This is a genomic window from Pseudomonas sp. B40(2017), from assembly GCF_002112855.1.
Lineage (GTDB): Bacteria > Pseudomonadota > Gammaproteobacteria > Pseudomonadales > Pseudomonadaceae > Aquipseudomonas > Aquipseudomonas pharyngis.
Genome location: NZ_NEIT01000002.1, coordinates 102,930 through 125,122 on the forward strand (window position 1 = coordinate 102,930; position 22,193 = coordinate 125,122).

Genomic DNA, 22,193 nt, shown 5'->3' on the forward strand with positions numbered 1-22,193 from the left:
CGTGTCTTCAGCCCAAAGTCCTCACAGTGAGCTCGTCGGTGCGTTGTATCGCGACCACCGCGGCTGGCTGCTGGCCTGGCTGCGGCGCAACGTGGCTTGCCCGCAACGCGCCGAAGACCTGAGCCAGGACACCTTCGTCCGCCTGCTCGGCCGCGACGAGTTGCTGACACCCCGCGAACCCCGGGCGTTTCTGGTGGCGATCGCCAAAGGGTTGCTGTTCGACTACTTCCGCAGGGCCGCGCTGGAACAGGCGTATCTGACCGAACTGATGCTGATCCCCGAGGGCGAACAGCCCTCGGTCGAAGAACAGCAACTGATCCTCGAAGACCTCAAGGCCATCGACCGCATGCTCGGCAAGCTGTCGACCAAGGCCCGCGCCGCTTTCCTCTATAACCGCCTCGATGGCCTGACCCACGCCGAGATCGCCGACAAACTCGGCGTGTCGGTCCCGCGCGTACGCCAATATCTAGCCCAGGGTATCCGCCAGTGCTACATCGCGCTGTACGGTGAGCCAACATGAGCCCGGCCAGTTCTAGACCGGTCCCGGCCCATGTGCTGGACGCGGCGATTGCCTGGCAATTGACCCTCGATTCCAGCACGCCACTGGAGCGCGAAGAGTTCGCCAAATGGCACGCGGCCAACGAAGAACACGCCCGCGCCTGGCGCCAGTTGGGCATGCTCGACCAGCGTTTCAGCGTGGCCAAGGGCCCGGCACGCAGCGCGTTGCTGCAATCGCGCGAAGGTATCCGCCGCCGGGTGCGCAAGCTGGGCAGCGGGCTGGCCAGTGTCGTGGCGGTGGTCGGACTGGCCTTGTTTTCCGGCGAACGTTATCTGCCGCTGGATTACTGGCTCGCCGATCAACGCACCGCCACCGGCGAACAGCGCACCGTGCGCCTGGCCGACGGCACCGTACTCAACCTCAACACCCACAGCGCCGTGGATGTCCGCTTCGATGAAAAACAACGCCTGATCGTGTTGCAGGAAGGCGAAATCCTTGTCGAAACCGGTCACGGCGATGCGCGGCCGTTCATCGTCGAAACCGCCGAGGGCAGCATGCGCGCCCTGGGCACGCGGTTCCTGGTGAAGCGCGAAGACGCCGGCACGCGCCTGAGCGTGTTGCAGTCGGCGGTGGCGGCGCATCCGCAATCCGATCCGCAGGAACAGATCCTGCGCGAAGGCCAGCAAGTACTGATTCGCCAAAACGGTCTGGATTCGGTGGTGGCGCTCAACCCCGGCGCCGATGCCTGGACCCGCGGCATGCTGGTGGTGGACAACGCGCGCCTGGAAGACCTGGTGCATGAACTTGGTCGCTATCGTCGCGGCCATCTGGGCATTGCGCCGGAAGTCGCCGACCTGCGCATCACCGGCAGCTTCCCGCTGCACGACACCGACAAGGCGCTGAACGCCCTGCTGCCGACCCTGCCGGTGCAGATCGAGCAGCACACGCCATGGTGGGTGACCGTGGCCAAGGCTGATCCGAAGCCCTGACATTCAGCACTGCCTGCCCACGACAGGCCGCCTGCCACACCCCTGAAAACGGACTTTCTGCTGACTTGCGCAGCCATGTCGTTCGTTAATCGAAATTATTTTCATCCAGCCCTATCACTTTTCGAATCTCGTCCGGCACACAGGCAATTGAGAAATATTTCCATTCAGGAGCCGCCGTATGTCCCGTTCGCTAGACACCTTGTTGCGCCCCAGTTTGCTGGCGGTCGCCATTGCCCTCTGCACCCCGCTGGCCAGCAGCCAACTGATCGCCGCTGAACAGGCATCGAGCGTGCGCGCCTACAACCTGCCGGCGGCCCCGTTGTCGACCACCCTGAACCAGATCGCCAGCCAGGGCGGCCTGACGCTGTCGCTGAACCCGTCGCTGGCGGCGGGCAAAACCTCGGCGCCGGTCAACGGCCAATATGACGCGGCCGGCGCCCTGCGCGCGGCGCTGCGTGGCACCGGTCTGCAACTGGAACAGAGCGGCGCCGGCACCTACACCCTGGTCGCCGTGCCGGAAGGCGCGATGGCCCTGCCGGAAACCTCGGTGATCGGCGTGGAAAACTTCGAAAGCGCCTGGGGCCCGGTCGAAGGCTACACCGCCACCCGCACCGCCGCCGGCACCAAGACCGACACCGCACTGGTCGAAGCGCCGCGTTCGATTTCGGTCGCCACGCGCCAACAAATGGAAGACCGTGGCGTGCACAGCCTCGATGACGCCGTGCGCTACATGCCGGGCATCACCGCCAGCAGCTACGGCAGCGACACCCGCGCCGACTGGCTGCGCGTACGCGGCTTCGAACCGACCCAGTTCCTCGACGGCCTGCCCCTGCCAAAAGGCGTGTACGCCAACCCGAAACAGGAAACCTGGAACCTCGACCGCCTCGCCCTGCTGCGCGGCCCGGCCTCGTCGGTGTACGGCCAGACCCCGCCGGGCGGTTTGCTGGACATGGTCAGCCGTCGTCCGAGCGATGTGCAGAGCAGCGAAATCCAGCTGCAGTACGGCAGCGACAACCACCGCCAGATCAACTTCGCCAGCACCGGCAAGATCGATGAAGCCGGCCAGTTTCTCTACGGCCTCAGCGGTGTGGTACGTGACAGCGGCACGCAGATCGACCACGTCGACAACAAGCGCTACAACATCGCGCCGAGCCTGACCTGGAACATCGACGACGACACCAAATTCACCCTGCTGACCCAGTTCACCCGCGACGATACCGGCATCACCAGCCAGTTCCTGCCGGTGCAGGGCACCAAGATCGACATGCCGTTCGGCAAGGTTTCCCACCACAAGAACCTCGGCGATCCGGACTGGGAATACTACGACCGCACCTACTACGCGCTGGGCTATGCCTTCGAACATCGCCTGAACGATACCTGGCAGTTCAAGCAGAACCTGCGTTACACCAAGTCGGATCTGTCGTTCCAGGGCATCACCGTCGGCTCGTATCCGTTCACTCAAGTGGACAATGACGGCAACGTCGGCCGTACCACGACCATCGTCGACGAGGACATCAGCCAGTTCGCCGTGGACAACAACTTCCAGGCCGACTTCGCCACCGGCGACATCCGCCACACCCTGTTGATGGGCCTGGATCACCAGCGCAGCAACACCAACTACACCTCGATTTTCGGCAGCGCACCGGAGATCAACGTGAACAATCCGATCCATGGTCAGCCGATCGTGCGCCCGGCGCGTTCCACCGCCTTCTATGACTACAACCAGAAGACCTACCAGACCGGCCTCTACGTCCAGGACCAAATGGCCCTGGACCAATGGCGCCTGACCCTGGGCGGTCGTGAAGACTGGGTGCACACCGGCACTCAATTCATCAACAAGGGCGACGCCACCAACACCCAGCGCGACAAGGCGTTCAGCGGTAACGCGGCGATCAGCTATGTCTTCGACTCCGGTTTCGTACCGTACCTGTCCTACGCCGAATCGTTCCAGCCGACCACTGGCGCCGACGCCTCGTCGACCGAATCACTCAAACCCACCGAAGGCAAGCAGTGGGAACTGGGCATCAAGTACCAGCCACCGGGCAGCAAGACCCTGCTGACTGCGGCCGTGTATGACCTGACCCAGAAAAACGTCTCGGTCAGCTCGTTCGTCAACGGCGTATCGATCACCAGCCAGACCGGTGAAGTCAAAGTCAAAGGCCTGGAGCTGGAAGCCGTCTCCGACGTTACCGACAACCTGAAGGTCATCGCCGCGTACACCCTGGCCAAGTCCGAAGTGCAGAACGGCGCCGACAAGGGCAACCGCCTGCAACTGATGCCGAATCAGCAAGCCTCACTGTGGGCCGATTACACCTGGCACAGCGGCGTGCTCGACGGCTTCGGCATCGGTGCCGGCGCGCGCTACACCGGCAACACTTACGGCGACAAAGCCAACACCTGGCTGGGCAAGGCGGACGCCTACACCGTGTTCGACGCCGCCGTGCATTACGACCTCGGTCGTCTGGACAACAGCCTCAAAGGCGCGTCGCTGGCACTCAACGCCACCAACCTGCTGGACAAGGATTACATTTCCACTTGCGACAGCTTCTACTGCTACTACGGCGACCAGCGCAGCGTCGTCGCCAGCGCCACTTACAAGTGGTAAGCGCCTGAGCTGAACAGGCCCTGCAACCAGGCCGTCCCTCGTGGACGGCTTGGGTGTTTTTGAAGGTCATGAAATGAAAAGTAAAACAATTCGCCGCTGGTCCTTCGTCCACACCTGGACCAGCCTGATCTGCACCGTGTTTTTGCTGCTGCTGGCCCTGACCGGCCTGCCGCTGATTTTCCATCACGAGATCGACCACCTGCTGGGCGATGCGCCCGAGTTGCGGGTGATGCCGGCGGACACGCCGCATCTGAACCTGGCGCAACTGGTCGAAGCGGCGGAGAAGCATCGGCCCGGCGAAGTCGTGCAGTACTTCGGCTTCGAAGACGACGAGCCGAATGCCGTGCTGACGATCATGGCCAGGACCGCCGGTACCGAGCCCAACTCCTCGCACACCTTCATGCTCGACGCGCGTACCGGCGAAGCCCTGGAAATGCCGTCGGCCAACGGCGGGCTGATGCTGTTTATCCTGCGCCTGCACGTCGACATGTTCGCCGGTCTGCCGGGCAAGCTGCTGCTGGCGTTCATGGGTTTGCTGTTCGTGGTCGCGATCGTGTCCGGCACGGTGTTGTACCTGCCGTTCATGCGCCGCTTGAAGTTCGGCACGGTGCGCCAGGACAAATCCACCCGCCTGCGCTGGCTCGACCTGCATAACCTGATCGGCGTGGTGACCCTGACCTGGGCGCTGGTGGTCGGCGTGACCGGTGTCATCAGCGCCTGCGCCGATCTGCTGATCGCCGCGTGGCGGGCCGAAGCCCTGACGACCCTGATCGCGCCCTACCGCGATGCCCCGCCGCTGACGCAACTGGCCCCGGCCACCCGTGTGCTGGAGATTGCCAGTGACGTCACACCGGGGATGAAACCGGACTTCATCGCCTTCCCCGGCACGCGCTTCTCCAGCGAGCACCATTACTCGGTGTTCATGAAGGGCGGCACCCACCTGACCTCGCACCTGCTGACCCCGGTGCTGATCGACGCCAGCACCCTGCAAGTCACGGCGGTGGCGGAGCGACCGTGGTACATGGACGCCATGGGCATGTCGCAGCCGCTGCACTTTGGTGACTACGGCGGCATGCCGATGAAAATCCTCTGGGCCACATTGGACGTGCTGACCATCATCGTCCTCGCCAGCGGCGTGTACTTGTGGGTGGTACGACGCAAGGCCGCGAAACCGGTGTTGGAAACGGCGGAGGCCGCTGCATGAAGCCGCGTCAGTCGAATTTCTGGAAAGTCTTCAGCACGCCGCTGGTGATCGCGCTTCTGAGTGCGGCGGGCCTGTTCGCGGCGCTGCTGGGCGACGGGATCTGGGATGGATTGAGCTGGGTGGGGCTCGGAGTGCCGGCAATTCTGGGATTGAAGGGATTACTGCAGCGAAGCTGAAAACCTGTGGGAGCGAGCCTGCTCGCGATAGCGTCTGTTCATTCACAATCCAGTTGACTGACAGTCCGCTATCGCGAGCAGGCTCGCTCCCACAAAAGGCTTGAGCCAAGGCGCTGACAGGCTATGCTGCCCGTCATTGCCCCTGACCGAGACCCTGCCAATGTCCGCTCCCAGCATGACCCTGTTCCACAACACCCTGTCCCCGTTCGTGCGCAAAGTCATGGTGCTGTTGCACGAGACCGGCCAGCAGGATCGCGTCGCGCTGCAGGATTGCGTGCTCAGCCCTGTCAGCCCGGACGCCGCCCTCAACGAAGACAACGCGCTGGGCAAGATCCCGGCCCTGCGCCTGGCCGACGGCAATGTCATCCATGACAGCCGGGTGATCCTCGATTACCTCGACCACCAGCACGTCGGCAACCCGCTGATTCCCCGCGACGGCTCGGCCCGCTGGCGGCGCCTGACCCTGGCCTCGATGGCCGACGGGATCATGGACGCCTCGGTCATGGTGCGTTACGAGCAAGTGTTGCGCGCCCCGGAAAAACACTGGGACGAATGGCTCGAGGCCCAGCGCGAGAAGATCCGCCGCGCCCTCGCCCTGCTGGAACGCGACGCGATTGCCGAACTGACCTGCCACTTCGACGTCGCCGCGATCAGCGTGGCCTGTGCACTGGGTTATCTCGACCTGCGCTTCCCGGATCTGGGCTGGCGTGACGCCAATCCGCAACTGGCCAACTGGTTCTTTGAAGTGAGCCAGCGGCCGTCGATGATTGCGACGATGCCGAAGGTTTGATGTGCCGGGCGGGAGGCAGCGAGGCAAAGATCAGCGTCATCAACAACTCGGCCTCCCGCTGCTCCTCACGCAGCCCCACGAACCGGCTCATTGCACCGCTCCGATATCGAATTCCAGCGGTTTGGCCGGTTTCTGGCCGATCCCGTACCAGTCCAGATTGCGGGTCAGCACCATGAACACACCGAGCAGACCGAACAGCAGCAGCGAACCCATCAGCAGCGCGTAATCCTCGGCGCTCAGCAGGCCGTAGAGCAAGCCATACAACGCCGCCAGCCCCGCCGAAAAACTCAAGCCATGACGCACGCTGCGCAGCACGTGGCAGACGTAGAACCCGATCAACAGCACACAACCGCTGGCCGACAACAGATACGCCAGGGCAAACCCGATGTGCTCCGACAACGACAGCAGCAACAGATAAAAGAACGCCAGCGCCACACCCACCAGCGCGTATTGCACAGGGTGCACCGCCAGGCTTTTCAGCACTTCGAACAGGAAGAAACCGGCGAACGTCAGAACGATGAACAGCAGCGCATATTTGATCGCCCGGTCGCTCTTCAGATACTGATCCACCGGATCGATGAAGCTCACGCCGAAACTGCGCCCGTTGAACGCCTCGCAATCATTGCCCGACACACAACGGCTCATCGCTTCTTGCAAATTGGTGGAGAAAAACGAGGTCTGCCAGTCAGCGGTAAAACCCTGATCGTTGATCTCGCGCCTGGCCGGCAGGAAGTTACCGATGAAGCTTGGATGCGGCCAGTTGGCGGCGAGATTCACGCGGCTGGTTTTGCCCACCGGCAGCACCTGCAGCGAACCGGTGCCTTGCAGGCGCAGGTCGAAGCCGAAGGCCAGTTCCGTGGTTTTGCCGGTGTCCAGCGCCGGCAGCGTCACTCGCACACCCTCGCCCAGCCAGCCGACCTGAGTACCGGGCACGAAGTCCAGGCGTTGCGCGCCCAGTTCCAGCTTCAGCGCGTTTTCAATCCCGCGAATGTCACTGATACCGACCGCCAGGAACGGCGCATCGAATGTGTAATCGGCAAAATCCTCCTTGATCCCCAACTGCGCCGGCAGCGAGAAATGCCCACTGATGCGGTTGTCGGCATGGAACAGCCGCGCCTCGTAAATGCCCCGGGCACGCAGCTCGGTCTGCACCTGGCCGTCGAGTTCAAAACGCTCCGGCAGGAAATACAAACGTCCGCGCTCCTCGCCGATTTCCTGGTAACGCTCGTCGCTCTTCTCTTTGGTTTTCCAGGTGCGCACCACCTTGCGATACGGCACAACCATCACCGGCCCGCTGAGTTGCTGGCTGTAGCTTGAGCTTCTGGCAATGTCTTCCAGCACACCGTCACGCAGTTGCTGGCGATCATCGATGATGCCGTCGATCATCAACAGCGGCACCAGCAACACCAGGATCAGCAGGGCAATGGCCCCGAGTTTTATCGTCAGACTTTTGTTCATGGGACTCTCCCTGTTTCGATGGGCAGAGTCTGCGAAGGGGATGTGGGGGTTTTGTGGGAGGAATGTGGAGTTTGTGTGGAGACTACAACTGCAGGACGACTTCCACCCCACGTTCGACGTTGCCGATGCGCATCGAACCACCGTGCAACTTGACCACCTCTTCGACGAAGTTGAGCCCGAGACCGGTGCTTTTACGCCCGCTGTCCGGGCGTGGCAAAGAGTAGAAACGCTCGCTCAAACGGGGCAAGGCATAGTCGGGAATCGGCGTGGTTTCGTTGAACAGGCGAAGCTCGACCTTCTCGCCGATCCGCTCGGCACTGAAGCGCAGCAAACCGTTTTGCGACGTGAAATCCAGCGCATTTTCCAGCAGATTGCCCAATGCCTGACGCAGCAGAAACGGCTCGCCGATCAACGCCAGATCCGGCGCGATGGTTTGCTCGATCCGCAGTTGCCGGCCTTCGATGCGTGCCATCTGAGCCTGTAGCAGCTCACTCAGCAGCGCCGCCAACGGCACGGCGACACGCTCCTCAAGGCCCTGCCGCTGTTCAACTTGTGCAAGGTTCAGCAGGCGTTCGATCAACTGCTGCATCCGGGCACTTTCACTGTCGATGTTGCCGACGAATCGCAGGCGTTGATCCGCCGGCATCTCGCCCTGCAACAACTCGGCCGCACCGCGAATCGCCGCCAGCGGGCTTTTCAGTTCGTGGGTCAGGGTGTGCACATAGCGCTCGACGTAGGCTTTGCCTTCGAGCTGGGTGCGCATCTGTTCTACGGCGGTCGCCAACTGCTCCAGCTCGCCGCCGCGATAGTGCGGCACCGCCACCCGACGGCCCTCGCTCACCGCCTGGGCGTACACGGTCAAGCGGTGCAACGCGCGGCTCAGCCACCACGACAGCACGGCGCCGAGCAGCAGGCCGAGGCCGATCAATCCGGCGCCGTAACCGAGCAAGCGGCGCTCGGTGCGATCGACATAGGGCTGCAGTGAACTGTTGGGTTTGGCCACGGTGACCACGCCGATGATCGCGCCGTTGTCGCGGATCGGCGCGCCGACGTGCATCACCGAGGAGTTCGGGTCATTCGGGTCACTGCGGCTGGAGCGTGCGCCGTATTCGCCGCGCAGGGTCAGGTAGACGTCGTTCCAGCGCGAGTAGTCCTGACCGACGGCCAGACCGCTGGAGTCCAGCACCACGATGCCCTTGGCGTCGGTGACGTAGATGCGGTGGTTGACCTGGTTTTTTGCCAGGCCCCAGATCGTTGCCTTCGGCTGGCGTTCGCCATAGGCGCGGAGCAGCTCCGGCCAGCGATTCTGGTTGAGGGTGCCGGCCTTGAAATCGTCCCGCAGGATTTCCGCCATCAGGTTGGCGGTATCGACCAGGGTTTCTTCGGTGGACTGGCGCACGCCGGGGCGGATTTCTTCCATCACGGTGTTGAGCACGAAATACCCGGTGAGGCCGATAAACAGCACGTACACCAGGAAAATCCGCAGCCCCAGCGACATCAGCTGTGCCCCGGACTGTAGCTGTAGCCGAGGCCGCGATGGGTCTGGATCGGCTCGGCCTCGGCGCGCACCAGACGCAATTTGGCGCGTACGCTTTTGATATGGCTGTCGATGCTGCGCTCGTAACCGGCATCCGCCGCCACGCCCAGCGCATCGAGCAATTGCTCGCGGCTGAACACCCGCTCGGGTTGTTCGAGCAGGCATTGCAGCAGACGGAATTCGTGGCGGGTCAGGCTCAGGGGCTGGCCGCGATAGCTGATCTGTACGCGCTCGGGATCGATGCGAAACAGCGCCGAGGACGCCTCGATGACCGGACGTGGCGCCATGCGCTTGAGAATCGCCCGGACCCGCGCCGCCACTTCCCGTGGGCTGAACGGTTTGACCACATAATCATCGGCACCGATTTCCAGGCCCACTACCCGGTCGATCTCGGCGTTGCGCGCGCTGAGAAACAGCACCGGCACCTCACTGAAGCGACGCAGCTGCTTGCAGGTTTCGAAGCCGCTGATGTCCGGCAGACCGATGTCGAGGATGATCAGATCCGCCGGGGTCTGGCGCTGATGCTCCAGCGCCGCCGCGCCCAGGCTTAGCCAGGTCGTGGTGAAGCCCTCGCCCTGCAAGGCAAAAATCAGCGTGTCGGCAATCGCCGCTTCGTCTTCGACAATCAGGATATGAGGCATGGCGTCCGAGCCTGTGGGTTAAGTGCGCGAACGGTGCCCCAAGCCCGGCGTTACGTCAATGAGACCACTTGTTTCAGCAATCAGGTTTGTCAGCGGTGAAGCGTCGTGCCGGGTTCACCGCCGCGCCGAACTCGCGCAGGGCCTTGGCACCGATCAGCAACGGGTAGTTGAAGTTGCTGCGGTCGGTCAGGTTGACCTCCACGGTACGCTTGACGTCGCCCAGGCACAGCTCCAGATCGACCACCGGGCGCTTGGCCACTTCGGTGCTTTCGCCCTCGTCTTCTTCATCCGAGCGACTCTTGATCTTGCTGATCCGCGCGACCTTGTGCTCGTACACCTTGTTGCTGGCGTCCTTGGTCGCCAGACGGAAACGCACCCAGTCTTCGCCGTCGCGGGTGAAGGTCTCGATGTCCTTGGCCGACAGCGAGGCGGTCAGCGCGCCGGTGTCCATCTTGGCCTTGAGCACTTCTCCGCCGATTTCCGGCAGCGCGATGTATTCGTAACGACCGTACAGGGTCGGTTCGGCGGCGAGCACCGGCAGGGCGACGAGGGAAAGCAGTGCAAGGAGGGATTTCACGTAAGGGGCTTCCTTGGGAAATGGGGGCGTCAGACGCGAGATTTTAGACCGTTGTTCGCATGAACGTTCCCGGCAGGTTATCGCGCCACAGGTGAAACATTCGTCACCGGTAGATTTGGCCTGCCGGCCGAAGCCACTTATCATGGCGCGCCCATCCGTTTTCCAAGAGTTGCTTATGCGCCGCCTGCTCACCGGCTGTTTCGTCACCCTGCTGCTGTTGTCCAACACCCTGGTACTGTTCGGCCCGCTGATGGTGTTCGCCGTGCTCAAGCTGATCCTGCCGGGGCGCTTTCGCGACTATGCCTCGTGGGCGGTGATGTGGATCGCCGAAACCTGGGCGGAAATCGACAAGCTGATCTTTCGCCTGTGCATTCCCACGCAATGGGACATTCGCGGCGGCGAAGACCTGCGCAGCGACACTTCCTACCTCGTGATCAGCAACCATCAGTCCTGGGTCGATATCCCGGCGCTGATTCAGACCCTCAACCGGCGCACCCCGTTCTTCAAGTTCTTCCTCAAGAAAGAGCTGATCTGGGTGCCGTTCCTGGGCCTGGCCTGGTGGGCGCTGGATTACCCGTTCATGAAGCGCTACACCAAGGCGTTCCTGGCGAAGAACCCCGAGCTGGCCGGCAAGGATCTGGAAATCACCAAAGCCGCGTGCGAGCTGTTCAAGCGTCAGCCGGTGACCGTGGTGAATTATCTAGAAGGCACGCGTTACACCGCCGCCAAAAGCACTCAGCAGCAGTCACCGTTCAGCCATCTGCTCAAGCCCAAGGCCGGCGGCGTGGCGTTCGTACTGGCGGCGATGGGCGAACAGCTGGACGCGATTCTCGATGTGACCGTGGTTTATCCACAGCAGAAGATTCCGGGCTTCTGGGACCTGATCAGCGGCAACGTGCCACGCGTGATCGTCGACATCCAGACCCGCGAACTGGACCCGGCCCTGTGGCAGGGCGATTACGAAAATGATCCGGTGTTTCGCGAGAAGGTCCAGGACTGGGTCAACCAGCTCTGGACCCTCAAGGATCAGCGCATCGCCGAACTCAAGGGCGAGCGCCGCTGAGTCAACCGTTGGTGCCGGTGCCCCAGATGCTGCCCAGGCTTTGCAGCAGCGAACCACCGACACCCTGCTGACCGAGGTATTGCAATAGGATCGGGGCAAACTGGCCGACCATCCCGCTGTCCATGCCCAACGCACCGAAGGCGTTGTTCAGGTCATTGGTGTCCTTGACGTTGCCCAGCGCATTTTCCAGCCCGGCGGACTTGCCCGACGAGCCGAGCAAGCCGCTCAACGCCGCCAGACTGCCAGCACCACCCGACAACTGGTCGATACCCGGTACTTCCTTGGCCAGTTCGGAATAATCGGTGCTGCTCAATTGGTTCTTCGCCAGGCCCAACATGGCACTGGTGCCACCCACCGCCTGTTGTGGCGTCAGGTCCAGTGCGCTCAGCGCACTCAACAAGCCAGCGGTTTCCGAGGTCGGCGCGGCCGTCGCAGCCTTGTCACCGCCCTGCATGTCCGATACCACGCCGGCCACGTCATTCAAACTGAAACCGGCAAACACCGGCCCTGCCGCCAGGGTCAGGAGTGATGCCAGGGCAAAACCGCGTGAAATCTTCATTCAGACATCCTCTTGTGGCGTGAAGACCGCCCGGATACAGGCGATCAAACTGCCGGTTTGACCGGGTAGGCGGCAGCATGTTCCGGCGTGTACCGGGATATTCACATCCTGTTTGTGAAGGAATCGTGACGCGCCTCCAGCCAAAGGACCGGTCCGTTATTTCTCACCTTCATAAAAAGGTGGGCGTTGATGCCGAAAGGATTTCTTTACCTGTCAGATATGACAGTTACCGAGTCAACGTAACTGGAATACGGTGGAGTGGCATCAATGATTCGGAAAAAGCGAGGGGCAGGCGCCAGCCATTTGAATGGGAGATACGGCGATGGAAAAGCAATGCGTACAACGCAATGAACTGCTTGACCCGGATATCCCGCCGATCATCTTCTGCATCAGCCCGGACGATCCGATCATCAAGCACATCAAAGAGGGGCAGAAGGTGACCTATGACCTTGTGCGTGGTGATAACGGCCAGTTTTATGCAGTTGACATCAGACTGGCTCAAGACGAGGACATAGCCAGACCGGCTCGGTTCTCTACGCTTTTGTAATGCGTCAATCAATCAATCGAAGCGGGAAGCACGAACATGGCAGGTAGAGAAAGCGGTACGGTCAAATGGTTTAACGATGAAAAAGGGTTTGGATTCATCACGCCGAAAAATGGTGGCGATGACCTTTTCGTTCATTTCAAGGCAATCAAAGCAGATGGCTTCAAGAGCTTGAAGGAAGGGCAGTCCGTCAGCTACATAGCCGCAAAAGGACAGAAAGGGATGCAAGCGGAAGAAGTTGAAATCGAGTAAATGCGGGAAGCAATTTTCGAAGCCAATTAAAAACGGCGCCTGATCGGCGCCGTTTTTTATTACGTGAGACTTTACGCCGCACTGAACAACTTATGCGGATCAATCACAAACTTCTTCGGCACGCCTGCATCGAACTCGCCGTAACCTTCCGGCGCCTGGTCGAGGCTGATGACCTGCACGCCCACCACTTCGGCGATGTTGATGCGGTCCCACATGATCGCCTGCATCAGCTGGCGGTTGTACTTCATCACCGGGGTTTGCCCTGTGTGGAAGCTGTGGGATTTGGCCCAGCCGAGGCCAAAACGGATGCTCAGGCTGCCCATTTTCGCGGCAGCGTCCACGGCACCCGGATCTTCGGTCACGTACAGGCCCGGAATACCGATCTTGCCGGCGACGCGCACCACGCCCATCAGCGAGTTGAGCACAGTGGCCGGGGCTTCGGATTTGACGCCGTCGTGACCATGACCACGGGCTTCGAAGCCGACGCAGTCCACCGCGCAAGTCTGGAACTGTGGGCGATTCCGGCCGATGGCAAGCCGATCTCGCTGGGCGTGATTCCGGCGGGCGGCAAAGGCAAGGTTGAATTGAGTGAGGCGCAGAAGGCGCTGATCGGCAAGCCGATGGCGCTGGCGGTGAGTCTTGAACCCAAGGGTGGATCGCCGACCGGGCAGCCGACGGGGCCGGTGTTGTATCAAGGGGCGTTGGCGGCGTTGTAACAAATCGCAATCAAACATCAAACCCAAATAGCCATCCTGTATAAAAAACTGTCATTTCTGACAGTTACCGCTTCCCCGCGCTTTACATAAATTGAACTGGCAACACGGGAAGGCGCAGCAGCACCTTCCAGGTGTTGCGCGTGCGGTTTCAAGTCAGCAAGCGGGAGTAGAGATCATGCAAGAAAGACAATCGGGTACGTGCAAGTGGTTCAACGACGAGAAGGGATTCGGGTTCATCACTCCGGAAAAAAGCGGACCGGATCTTTTCGTTCACTTCAGGGCCATACAGGGTAACGGCTTCAAGTCCCTGAAAGAGGGCCAGAAAGTAACTTTCGTTGCGATCCAAGGGCAGGAAGGCCTCCAGGCAGATGAGGTGATTATCGAGACTTGAGAGATCTTGACCGATAGTCGGTCAATGCTGAAGCCATACATGTCTGCCAACAGGCTCGGACGGGAGGTACGGTGATGGAAAAGCAATGCGTACAGCATGAAGAACTGCTCGATCCAGACGTTCCGCCGATCATCTTCTGCATCGACCCGGACGATCCGATCATCAAACACATCAAGGCGGGGCTGAAGGTCACTTATGACCTTGTATGTGGTGATAACGGCAAGTATTACGCTGTCGACATCAGACTTGCCCAAGACGAGGACATAGCCAGACCGGCCCGGTTCTCTAAGCGTTTGTAATGCGTCAATCAATCGAAACGGGAAGCACGAACATGTCAGATAAATTGTACGGGACCGTCAAATGGTTCAATGATGAAAAAGGGTACGGATTCATCACCCCAGACGGTGAAGGTGATGACCTTTTTGTTCATTTCAAAGCCATTGAGTTGGATGGATTCAAAAGCTTAAAAGAAGGACAAAGAGTTTCTTTTATAGCTGAAAAAGGGCAGAAGGGATTGCAGGCGGCACAGGTACGCCCCGAATAAGGTCTTTGCCGCACCGAACAACTGCTCGTTCATCAAAAAAAACGGCGCTCAAGAGCGCCGTTTTTCATTTGGATCTATTTACGCCGCACTGAACAACTTGTGCGGATCAATCACAAACTTCTTCGGCACGCCTGCATCGAACTCGCCGTAACCTTCCGGCGCCTGGTCGAGGCTGATGACCTGCACGCCCACCACTTCGGCGATGTTGATGCGGTCCCACATGATCGCCTGCATCAGCTGGCGGTTGTACTTCATCACCGGGGTCTGGCCGGTGTGGAAGCTGTGGGATTTGGCCCAGCCGAGGCCGAAGCGGATGCTCAGGCTGCCCATTTTCGCGGCAGCGTCCACGGCGCCCGGATCTTCGGTCACGTACAGGCCCGGGATACCGATCTTGCCGGCGACGCGCACTACGCCCATCAGCGAGTTGAGCACGGTGGCCGGGGCTTCGGATTTGACGCCATCATGACCATGACCACGGGCTTCGAATCCGACGCAGTCCACTGCGCAATCCACTTCAGGCTCGCCCAGCAGCGCGGCGATCTGTTCGTGCAGCGGGGTGTCTTTCGACAGGTCGACGATTTCAAAACCCTGAGCCTTGGCATGGGCCAGGCGGACAGTGTTGACGTCGCCGACAATCACCACCGCAGCGCCGAGCAAACGGGCGGAGGCGGCAGCGGCCAGACCGACCGGGCCTGCGCCCGCGATGTAAACGGTGCTGCCCGGACCAACGCCGGCAGTAACGGCGCCGTGGTAACCGGTCGGCAGAATGTCGGAGAGGCAGGTCAGGTCACGAATTTTCTCCATGGCCTTGTCGCGGTCCGGCAGTTTCAGCAGGTTGAAGTCGGCGTACGGCACCAGCACGTACTCGGCCTGGCCGCCAGTCCAGTCGCCCATGTCGACGTAACCGTAGGCTCCCCCGGCGCGGGCCGGGTTGACGGTCAGACAGACGCCGGTGTGTTGCTCCTTGCAGGAACGGCAGCGCCCGCAAGCCACGTTGAACGGAACGGAGACCAGATCGCCGATTTTCAGGCTTTCGACGTCGCTGCCCTTCTCGATCACTTCACCGGTGATCTCGTGTCCCAGCACCAGACCGACCTGAGCGGTGGTACGGCCGCGCACCATGTGCTGGTCGGAGCCGCAAATGTTGGTTGAAACCACACGCAGGATGACACCGTGCTCGATCTTCCTGCCGCGCGGATCCTGCATTTTCGGATAGTCGATTTTCTGTACTTCGACCTTGCCAGCGCCGAGATACACCACACCACGATTGCCAGACATGCTTTCACCTCGCTGTTGTTTTTATGGAACCGCGTTGCCCAGGCAGGCAGCGCGTAAATGCTCGGGTTATTGCTTGTTGGTTTTGCGTTGTCAGTTATGACTCTTTCGCGGGCAAGCCCGCTCCCACATTGGCTCTCTTGGGTGCATGCCATCTTGCTCAAACCACAAATCCCCTGTGGGAGCGGGCTTGCTCGCGAAAGCGATCTAAAGAACGACGGTTCTGTTGGCGTTCAAAAAAACCCTTCTTTCAATGTGATACCCGACAGCCCGGGCCAGGGTCAGGCCTTCGATGTCGCGGCCTTTGGCGATCAGGTCCTCGGGGTAATGACTGTGATCCACCGCCTCGACGCCCTGGGCGATGATCGGCCCTTCGTCGAGGTCGTTGTTGATGTAGTGCGCGGTGGCGCCCACCAGCTTCACGCCCTTGTTGTAGGCCTGGTGATACGGTTTTGCGCCCTTGAAGCCCGGCAGCAGCGAGTGGTGAATGTTGATCGCCTTGCCATCGAGCTTGCGGCACAGCTCCGGCGACAGCACCTGCATGTAGCGGGCGAGGATCACCAGTTCGGCGCCAGCCTCCTCGATCACCTGCCACACCTGCCGCTCCTGGGCCGGTTTGTCGTTGGGGTCGAGGGGAAAATGGTAGTAGGGAATCTGGTGCCAGTCGGCCAGCGGCTTGAGGTCCGGATGGTTCGACACCACTGCCGCCACGTCCATCGACAACTGGCCGATGCGCTGGCGGTAGAGCAAGTCGTTGAGGCAGTGATCGGCCTTGGAGACCATGATCACCACTTTTGGCCGGTAGTTCGGCGCGGTCAGCTCGAAGATCATGCCGAACGCCTGTCCGCGTTCGGCAAGGCCGGCGCGGAAGGACTGCTCGTCAAAACCGTCGGGCTGACGGAATTCCACACGAATGAAGAACCGGCCCGAGAGCCGATCATCAAACGAATGGTGTTCGGTGACGTAACAGCCCTGCTCGAACAGAAAACGCGTCACCGCGTCCACGGTGCCGAGAACGCTGGGGCAGTCGGCGGTCAGAATCCATGTATCCGGGGCGCGGCTCATCGTTTTCTCCTGTCAAGCCTGAACGCTCAGGCCGTATTCGGCGGACGCATCCTGCAACCACAACCACCAGTAATCCGAGAAGCTGCGACGAATAAGCAGCTCCCAGGTGTCTTCGGCGGTGTGGCGGATCATCAGCTGCGACTTGGCGAACACCGTGCCAACAGCCTTGCCGACCGGGAAGTTGTTCGGGTGCACGTCGTAGCTGGTGGACTTCATCAGCACCTGACGCACGTTCGGGCCGCTCAATTCGAGCACTTGCTGGCCGCCGCTGACGTTGACGATTGCGATGTGCAGATCGCCCAGCGCTTCGCGCAGTTTCTGCTCGGCGGCGAACTCTTCACCGCTCGGCACGATCAGCAGCCACTCGTCCGGGCCCATCCATTGCAGGCTGGTTTCGCCTTTGACGATCACACTCAGGGCGCCCGGCAATTCAATGCCCAGCGCCTTGTGCACACCGGCGGCGAACGCGGCATCGTGGCCATCGCCACGGATGGTCAGATGGCCGAGGAGTTTCTTCTCGCGCACGGTGACACCGGCGGTCTTGCGGCCCTTGCCGACCAGGCTGGCGAGGTCGGCGTGATGCAGCGACGACTCGGCCTTGGCCCCGGTGGTCGGGCGTTGTTGGTAAACGTTGGCTGCGGTCATAAAGCACCCTTCCTGAATTCGGTGTCGCTCCCGCGCCAGGCGCGGGAGCGATCAGTTAGATGTTCTGGCGATCACCTTTCGGGTCGAAGAACACCGAAGAAACGATTTCCGCCTCGATCACGCTGCCGTCTGCCAGCGGTGCGAACACCCGCTCGCCCATGCGCTTGAGACCGCCCTTCACCACGCCCATGGCAAACGAATAGCCGAGGGAGTTGTGCGCGTAACTGGAGGTCACGTGGCCGACCATGGTCATCGGGATCGACTGCTTGGTGTTGAACACCAGTTGTGCACCTTCCGGCAGCCAGACGTTCGGATCGATCGGCTTCAGGCCCACCAGCTGTTTACGCTGGTCACGCACGCAGTCTTCACGGTTCATGCCGCGCTGGCCGATCCACGAGAACGGTTTGGTGCGACCGACACACCAGCCCATGTTCAGGTCGTCCGGGGTCATCGAGCCGTCGGTGTCCTGGCCGACGATGATGAAGCCCTTTTCGGCCCGCAGAACGTGCATGGTTTCGGTGCCGTACGGGGTCAGGTTGTACTGCTTGCCCGCCTCGACGATTTTTTCCAGCACGCCCATCGCGTAATCGGCCTGGACGTTGACTTCGTACGACAGCTCACCGGTGAACGAGATGCGGAACACCCGCGCCGGCACACCGCCGACCAGACCTTCTTTCCAGGTCATGAACGGAAACGCTTCGTTGGCCAGGTCGATGTCGGTCACGGCGCTGAGCAGCTTGCGGCTGTTCGGGCCGGACAGGGTCATGGTCGCCCAGTGGTCGGTGACGGAGGTGAAGTACACCTTCAGTTCCGGCCATTCGGTCTGGTGGTACAGCTCCAGCCACTGCAGGACGCGAGCCGCGCCGCCGGTGGTGGTGGTCATGACGAAATGGTTGTCGGCCAGACACGCCGTCACCCCGTCGTCGAAGACCATGCCGTCTTCCTTGCACATCAGGCCGTAACGGGCCTTGCCCACGTCGAGCTTGGTCCAGGCGTTGGTGTACACGCGGTTGAGGAACTCGCGGGCGTCCGGGCCCTGGATGTCGATCTTGCCCAGGGTCGAAGCGTCCAGCAGACCGACGCTATCGCGCACAGCCTTGCATTCGCGTTTGACGGCGGCATGCATGTCTTCGCCGTTTTTCGGGAAGTACCACGGACGTTTCCACTGGCCGACGTCTTCGAACTCGGCGCCGTTTTTCAGGTGCCATTGATGCAGTGCGGTGTAACGCACCGGTTCAAAGATGTGCCCGCAGTGACGACCGGCTACCGCGCCGAAAGTGACCGGCGTGTAGTTCGGACGGAACATCGTGGTGCCCATCTGCGGGATGGTCACGTTCAGCGAGCGGGCGGCAATCGCCAGGCCGTTGACGTTGCCGAGCTTGCCCTGATCGGTGCCGAAGCCCAGCGCCGTGTAGCGTTTGACGTGCTCGACCGACTCGAAACCTTCGCGGGTCGCCAGTTCGATGGCGGCGGCGGTCACGTCGTTCTGCAGGTCGACGAATTGCTTCGGCGCCCGCGAAGTGCCCTTCTCGTGGGGCACCTGGAACAGCGCCAGGGTTGGTTCTTCGAGACGGCTCAGGGCTTTCGGCAACACGGCTTCAACGGCCTGGAAACCGGCTTCGGACGCAGCGCGCACGCCGCCTTCAAAACCGTCAGCCAGAGAATCGCCGAGACCGTAGACGCCGTTGATGCCACCGACGCACACGCGTTTCTGCGGTGCTTCGCCCGGTACGAAACCGAGGATGTCTTCGCGCCAGATCGGCTTGCCGCCCAGGTGCGACGCCAGGTGAACCACCGGGCTGTAACCGCCGGAGCTGGCGATCAGGTCGCAGTCGAGCCATTCGCCCGGGCTGGTGACCTTGTGGCCTTTGACATCGATCGCCGCCACGCGGGCAGCGGTCACGTGCTTGCTGCCACGGGCCTCGATCACGGCGCTGCCAGTGAGGATGCGAATGCCTTTGGCGCGCGCCTCTTCAACCAGTGCGCCACGCGGATTGCTGCGGGCGTCGGCGATGGCGACCACTTGCAGGCTAGCATCGAGCCAATCCAGCGCCACGCGGTAGGCGTGATCGTTGTTGGTCGACAGCACCAACTTTTTGCCCGGTGCCACGCCGTAACGGCGCACGTAAGTCGAGACCGCGCCGGCGAGCATGTTGCCCGGTACGTCGTTGTTGCCGTAGACCAGCGGACGCTCGTGAGCGCCGGTCGCCAGCACCACACGCTTGGCGCGGACGCGGTGGATGCGCTGACGCACCTGACCGATCGGCGCGCGGTCACCGAGGTGATCGGTGAGGCGTTCATGAATGGTCAGGAAGTTGTGGTCGTGGTAGCCGTTGACCGTGGCGCGCGGCAACAGCAGCACGTCCGGAGTGCTCTTCAATTCCGCGATGACGCCGGCCACCCATTCCATCGCCGGTTTGCCGTCGAGACTTTCGCGGGAATCGAGCAGGCTGCCGCCGAACTCTTCCTGTTCATCGGCGATGATCACCCGCGCACCACTGCGGGCAGCTGCCAGTGCTGCGGCCAGACCGGCCGGGCCGGCGCCGACGATCAGCACGTCGCAGTGCTGGTTCATGTAGTCGTAGGTGTCCGGATCGACTTCGGTCGGCGAACGACCAAGACCTGCGGCCTTACGAATGTATTTCTCGTAAGTCATCCAGAACGATTGCGGGTACATGAAGGTTTTGTAGTAGAAACCCGGCGGCATCAGCTTGCCGCCGACCTTGCCGAGAATCCCCATCATGTCGTTGTTGACGCTCGGCCAGCCGTTGGTGCTGGTGGCGACCAGGCCCTGGTACAACGCCTGTTGCGTGGCGCGCACGTTAGGAATCTGAGTGGCTTCGGTAGCACCGATCTGCAGCACCGCGTTCGGCTCTTCGGCACCGGCGGCGAAGATGCCGCGCGGACGTGAGTACTTGAAGCTGCGGCCAATGATGTCGACGCCGTTGGCCAGCAGGGCGGCGGCCAGCGAGTCGCCTTCAAACCCCTTGTAGGTCTGGCCGTTGAAGGTGAAGCTCAGCACTTTGTTGCGGTCGATCCGTCCACCGTTGGACAGGCGATTGGTCTGGCTCATACCTTCTCTCCCAGCGCCGTCGTGGCTGTTTTCGCAGTGTCAGCCTTGTCGGTGAATTGCGGCTTGGTGCCGATCTTGTAGGTTTCGAGAATCTCGTAGGTCACGGTGTCGCGGGTGACGTTGAAGTACTGACGGCAACCGGCGACGTGATCCCACAACTCGTGGTGCAGACCGCGCGGGTTGTCGCGGAAGAACATGTAGTCGCCCCACTCCTCGTCGGTGCAGCTTGCAGGGTCCAGAGGGCGCGGGATGTGCGCCTGGCCGGATGCGTGGAATTCCTCTTCGGAGCGCAGTTCGCCGCAGTGAGGACAGAAGATGTGCAACATGGGATTTCTCCTGTTAGTGGGCGACAGCCGCAGCGCCGTGTTCGTCGATCAACGCACCGTTGTGGAAACGGTCGATGGAGAAAGGTGCGGCCAGCGGGTGCATTTCACCCTTGGCCAGGCTTGCGGCAAACACGTTGCCCGAGCCAGGTGTGGCCTTGAAGCCACCGGTGCCCCAACCGCAGTTGAAGAACATGTTCGGGACCGGGGTTTTCGAAATGATCGGGCACGCATCCGGCGTGGTGTCGACGATGCCGCCCCACTGACGGTTCATGCGCACCCGCGACAGCACCGGAAACATCTCGACGATGGCCTGGATGGTGTGCTCGATCACCGGATACGAACCGCGCTGGCCGTAGCCGTTGTAGCCGTCGATACCGGCGCCGATCACCAGGTCGCCCTTGTCGGACTGGCTGATGTAACCGTGCACGGCGTTGGACATGATCACGCTGTCGATGATCGGTTTGATCGGCTCGGACACCAGCGCCTGCAGCGGGTGGGATTCGATCGGCAGACGGAAACCGGCGAGCTTGGCCATGTGCCCGGAGTTACCGGCGGTGACCACGCCGACGCGCTTGGCGCCGATGAAGCCCTTGTTGGTTTCAACGCCGATGCACACGCCGTTTTCCTTGCGGAAACCGATCACTTCGGTCTGCTGGATCAAGTCCACGCCGAGGGCGTCGGCGGCACGGGCAAAGCCCCAGGCCACGGCATCGTGACGGGCCACGCCGCCGCGACGCTGAACGGTTGCGCCCATCACCGGGTAGCGAGTGTTTTTCGAGCAGTCGAGGTACGGAATTTCGTCCGCGACCTGCTTGGCGTTGAGCAGTTCGCCGTCGACGCCGTTGAGGCGGTTGGCGCTGACCCGACGCTCGGAATCACGGATGTCCTGCAGGGTGTGGCACAGGTTGTAGACGCCGCGCTGGGAGAACATCACGTTGTAGTTCAGGTCCTGAGACAGGCCTTCCCACAGTTTCATCGCGTGTTCGTACAGGTGCGCCGACTCGTCCCACAGGTAGTTGGAGCGAACGATGGTGGTGTTGCGCGCGGTGTTACCGCCGCCCAGCCAGCCCTTCTCGACCACGGCCACGTTGGTGATGCCGTGCTCTTTGGCCAGATAGTAGGCCGTCGCCAGACCGTGCCCGCCGCCGCCGACGATGACCACGTCGTAGACCTTTTTCGGGGTCGGCGTGCGCCACATGCGCTGCCAGTTTTCGTGGTGGCTGAGGGAGTGTTTGAAGAGGCCGAAGCCCGAATAGCGTTGCAT

The 22,193-nt window shown here is 61.6% G+C and carries 23 protein-coding genes and 2 pseudogenes; 13 read left to right on the forward strand and 12 right to left on the reverse strand.

Features of this window, described 5'->3' with window-relative positions; translation table 11 throughout:
• Position 1 precedes the first annotated feature (1 nt).
• The 6 genes from CAF76_RS04060 (at position 2) to CAF76_RS04085 (ending at position 6,263) form a co-directional block, all read left to right on the forward strand.
• A complete protein-coding gene (locus CAF76_RS04060; RefSeq protein ID WP_039768032.1) occupies positions 2-520 on the forward strand; it encodes an RNA polymerase sigma factor in 519 nt (172 codons plus the stop codon).
• Positions 517-1,488, forward strand: a complete 972-nt coding sequence (locus tag CAF76_RS04065; RefSeq protein WP_085646904.1) for a FecR domain-containing protein — start codon at positions 517-519, stop codon at positions 1,486-1,488. Before CAF76_RS04060 ends, CAF76_RS04065 begins: the two co-directional genes overlap by 4 nt.
• 178 nt (positions 1,489-1,666) lie before the next feature.
• Positions 1,667-4,093, forward strand: a complete 2,427-nt coding sequence (locus CAF76_RS04070; RefSeq protein ID WP_085646905.1) for a TonB-dependent siderophore receptor — start codon at positions 1,667-1,669, stop codon at positions 4,091-4,093.
• Between the two features lie 73 nt (positions 4,094-4,166).
• A complete protein-coding gene (locus CAF76_RS04075; RefSeq protein WP_085646906.1) occupies positions 4,167-5,297 on the forward strand; it encodes a PepSY domain-containing protein in 1,131 nt (376 codons plus the stop codon).
• Positions 5,294-5,473, forward strand: coding sequence for a hypothetical protein (locus tag CAF76_RS04080; protein ID WP_064599927.1), 180 nt, complete (start codon positions 5,294-5,296; stop codon positions 5,471-5,473). Before CAF76_RS04075 ends, CAF76_RS04080 begins: the two co-directional genes overlap by 4 nt.
• A gap of 160 nt (positions 5,474-5,633) precedes the next feature.
• Entirely contained in the window at positions 5,634-6,263 is a 630-nt protein-coding gene (locus CAF76_RS04085; RefSeq protein ID WP_085646907.1) for a glutathione S-transferase family protein, read from the forward strand.
• Between the two features lie 87 nt (positions 6,264-6,350).
• Here CAF76_RS04085 and creD read toward each other — a convergent pair whose 3' ends face one another.
• From creD to CAF76_RS04105, 4 genes are all read right to left on the reverse strand, one after another.
• A complete protein-coding gene (gene creD / locus CAF76_RS04090; protein WP_064599929.1) occupies positions 6,351-7,721 on the reverse strand; it encodes a cell envelope integrity protein CreD in 1,371 nt (456 codons plus the stop codon).
• A gap of 82 nt (positions 7,722-7,803) precedes the next feature.
• On the reverse strand, positions 7,804-9,219 hold the full coding sequence (gene creC, locus CAF76_RS04095; protein WP_085646908.1) for a two-component system sensor histidine kinase CreC: 1,416 nt from the start codon (positions 9,217-9,219) through the stop codon (positions 7,804-7,806).
• Positions 9,219-9,899 carry a two-component system response regulator CreB gene (gene creB / locus CAF76_RS04100; protein ID WP_007959816.1) on the reverse strand — a complete coding sequence of 227 codons (681 nt, stop codon included), beginning with the start codon at positions 9,897-9,899 and terminating at the stop codon, positions 9,219-9,221. Before creB ends, creC begins: the two co-directional genes overlap by 1 nt.
• Positions 9,900-9,972: 73 nt before the next feature.
• Positions 9,973-10,476 (reverse strand): ATP-dependent zinc protease, encoded by a 504-nt coding sequence (locus CAF76_RS04105; protein ID WP_064599935.1) that lies wholly within the window; start codon positions 10,474-10,476, stop codon positions 9,973-9,975.
• Between the two features lie 175 nt (positions 10,477-10,651).
• Between CAF76_RS04105 and CAF76_RS04110 the strand changes: the two genes are divergently transcribed.
• On the forward strand, positions 10,652-11,539 hold the full coding sequence (locus tag CAF76_RS04110) for an acyltransferase (RefSeq protein ID WP_085646909.1): 888 nt from the start codon (positions 10,652-10,654) through the stop codon (positions 11,537-11,539).
• 1 nt (position 11,540) lies between these two features.
• On the opposite strand, the gene CAF76_RS04115 is transcribed toward CAF76_RS04110, so the two are convergent.
• Complete coding sequence (locus tag CAF76_RS04115) at positions 11,541-12,098, reverse strand: DUF2780 domain-containing protein (RefSeq protein WP_085646910.1); 558 nt, start codon at positions 12,096-12,098, stop codon at positions 11,541-11,543.
• Positions 12,099-12,420: 322 nt separating this feature from the next.
• Here CAF76_RS04115 and CAF76_RS04120 point away from each other — a divergent pair, with 322 nt between their 5' ends.
• Both CAF76_RS04120 and CAF76_RS04125 read left to right on the forward strand, forming a co-directional pair.
• Positions 12,421-12,645, forward strand: coding sequence for a hypothetical protein (locus CAF76_RS04120; protein WP_085646911.1), 225 nt, complete (start codon positions 12,421-12,423; stop codon positions 12,643-12,645).
• A 36-nt stretch (positions 12,646-12,681) separates the two neighbouring features.
• Entirely contained in the window at positions 12,682-12,894 is a 213-nt protein-coding gene (locus CAF76_RS04125) for a cold-shock protein (RefSeq protein ID WP_085646912.1), read from the forward strand.
• 71 nt (positions 12,895-12,965) lie between these two features.
• Here CAF76_RS04125 and CAF76_RS04130 read toward each other — a convergent pair.
• Positions 12,966-13,394: pseudogene (locus CAF76_RS04130) on the reverse strand (formaldehyde dehydrogenase, glutathione-independent); the annotation flags it as partial.
• Here CAF76_RS04130 and CAF76_RS04135 point away from each other — a divergent pair.
• The 4 genes and pseudogenes from CAF76_RS04135 to CAF76_RS04150 all read left to right on the forward strand — a co-directional run.
• A pseudogene (locus tag CAF76_RS04135) lies at positions 13,395-13,610 on the forward strand (anti-sigma factor domain-containing protein); the annotation flags it as partial. It lies immediately after the preceding pseudogene.
• Positions 13,611-13,785: 175 nt separating this feature from the next.
• A complete protein-coding gene (locus CAF76_RS04140; RefSeq protein ID WP_085646913.1) occupies positions 13,786-14,001 on the forward strand; it encodes a cold-shock protein in 216 nt (71 codons plus the stop codon).
• Between the two features lie 74 nt (positions 14,002-14,075).
• On the forward strand, positions 14,076-14,300 hold the full coding sequence (locus tag CAF76_RS04145) for a hypothetical protein (protein WP_085646914.1): 225 nt from the start codon (positions 14,076-14,078) through the stop codon (positions 14,298-14,300).
• A gap of 32 nt (positions 14,301-14,332) precedes the next feature.
• Entirely contained in the window at positions 14,333-14,545 is a 213-nt protein-coding gene (locus CAF76_RS04150) for a cold-shock protein (RefSeq protein ID WP_085646915.1), read from the forward strand.
• Positions 14,546-14,623: 78 nt separating this feature from the next.
• On the opposite strand, the gene fdhA is transcribed toward CAF76_RS04150, so the two are convergent.
• From fdhA to CAF76_RS04180, 6 genes are all read right to left on the reverse strand, one after another.
• Positions 14,624-15,823 carry a formaldehyde dehydrogenase, glutathione-independent gene (gene fdhA, locus CAF76_RS04155; protein WP_085612977.1) on the reverse strand — a complete coding sequence of 400 codons (1,200 nt, stop codon included), beginning with the start codon at positions 15,821-15,823 and terminating at the stop codon, positions 14,624-14,626.
• Between the two features lie 204 nt (positions 15,824-16,027).
• Positions 16,028-16,885, reverse strand: a complete 858-nt coding sequence (gene purU / locus CAF76_RS04160) for a formyltetrahydrofolate deformylase (protein WP_007959808.1) — start codon at positions 16,883-16,885, stop codon at positions 16,028-16,030.
• 12 nt (positions 16,886-16,897) lie between these two features.
• Positions 16,898-17,530, reverse strand: a complete 633-nt coding sequence (locus CAF76_RS04165; protein ID WP_064599941.1) for a sarcosine oxidase subunit gamma — start codon at positions 17,528-17,530, stop codon at positions 16,898-16,900.
• A gap of 55 nt (positions 17,531-17,585) precedes the next feature.
• A complete protein-coding gene (locus tag CAF76_RS04170) occupies positions 17,586-20,603 on the reverse strand; it encodes a sarcosine oxidase subunit alpha (RefSeq protein ID WP_085646916.1) in 3,018 nt (1,005 codons plus the stop codon).
• Positions 20,600-20,929, reverse strand: a complete 330-nt coding sequence (locus tag CAF76_RS04175) for a sarcosine oxidase subunit delta (protein WP_007959805.1) — start codon at positions 20,927-20,929, stop codon at positions 20,600-20,602. Before CAF76_RS04175 ends, CAF76_RS04170 begins: the two co-directional genes overlap by 4 nt.
• Positions 20,930-20,942: 13 nt before the next feature.
• Complete coding sequence (locus CAF76_RS04180) at positions 20,943-22,193, reverse strand: sarcosine oxidase subunit beta (RefSeq protein ID WP_003206307.1); 1,251 nt, start codon at positions 22,191-22,193, stop codon at positions 20,943-20,945.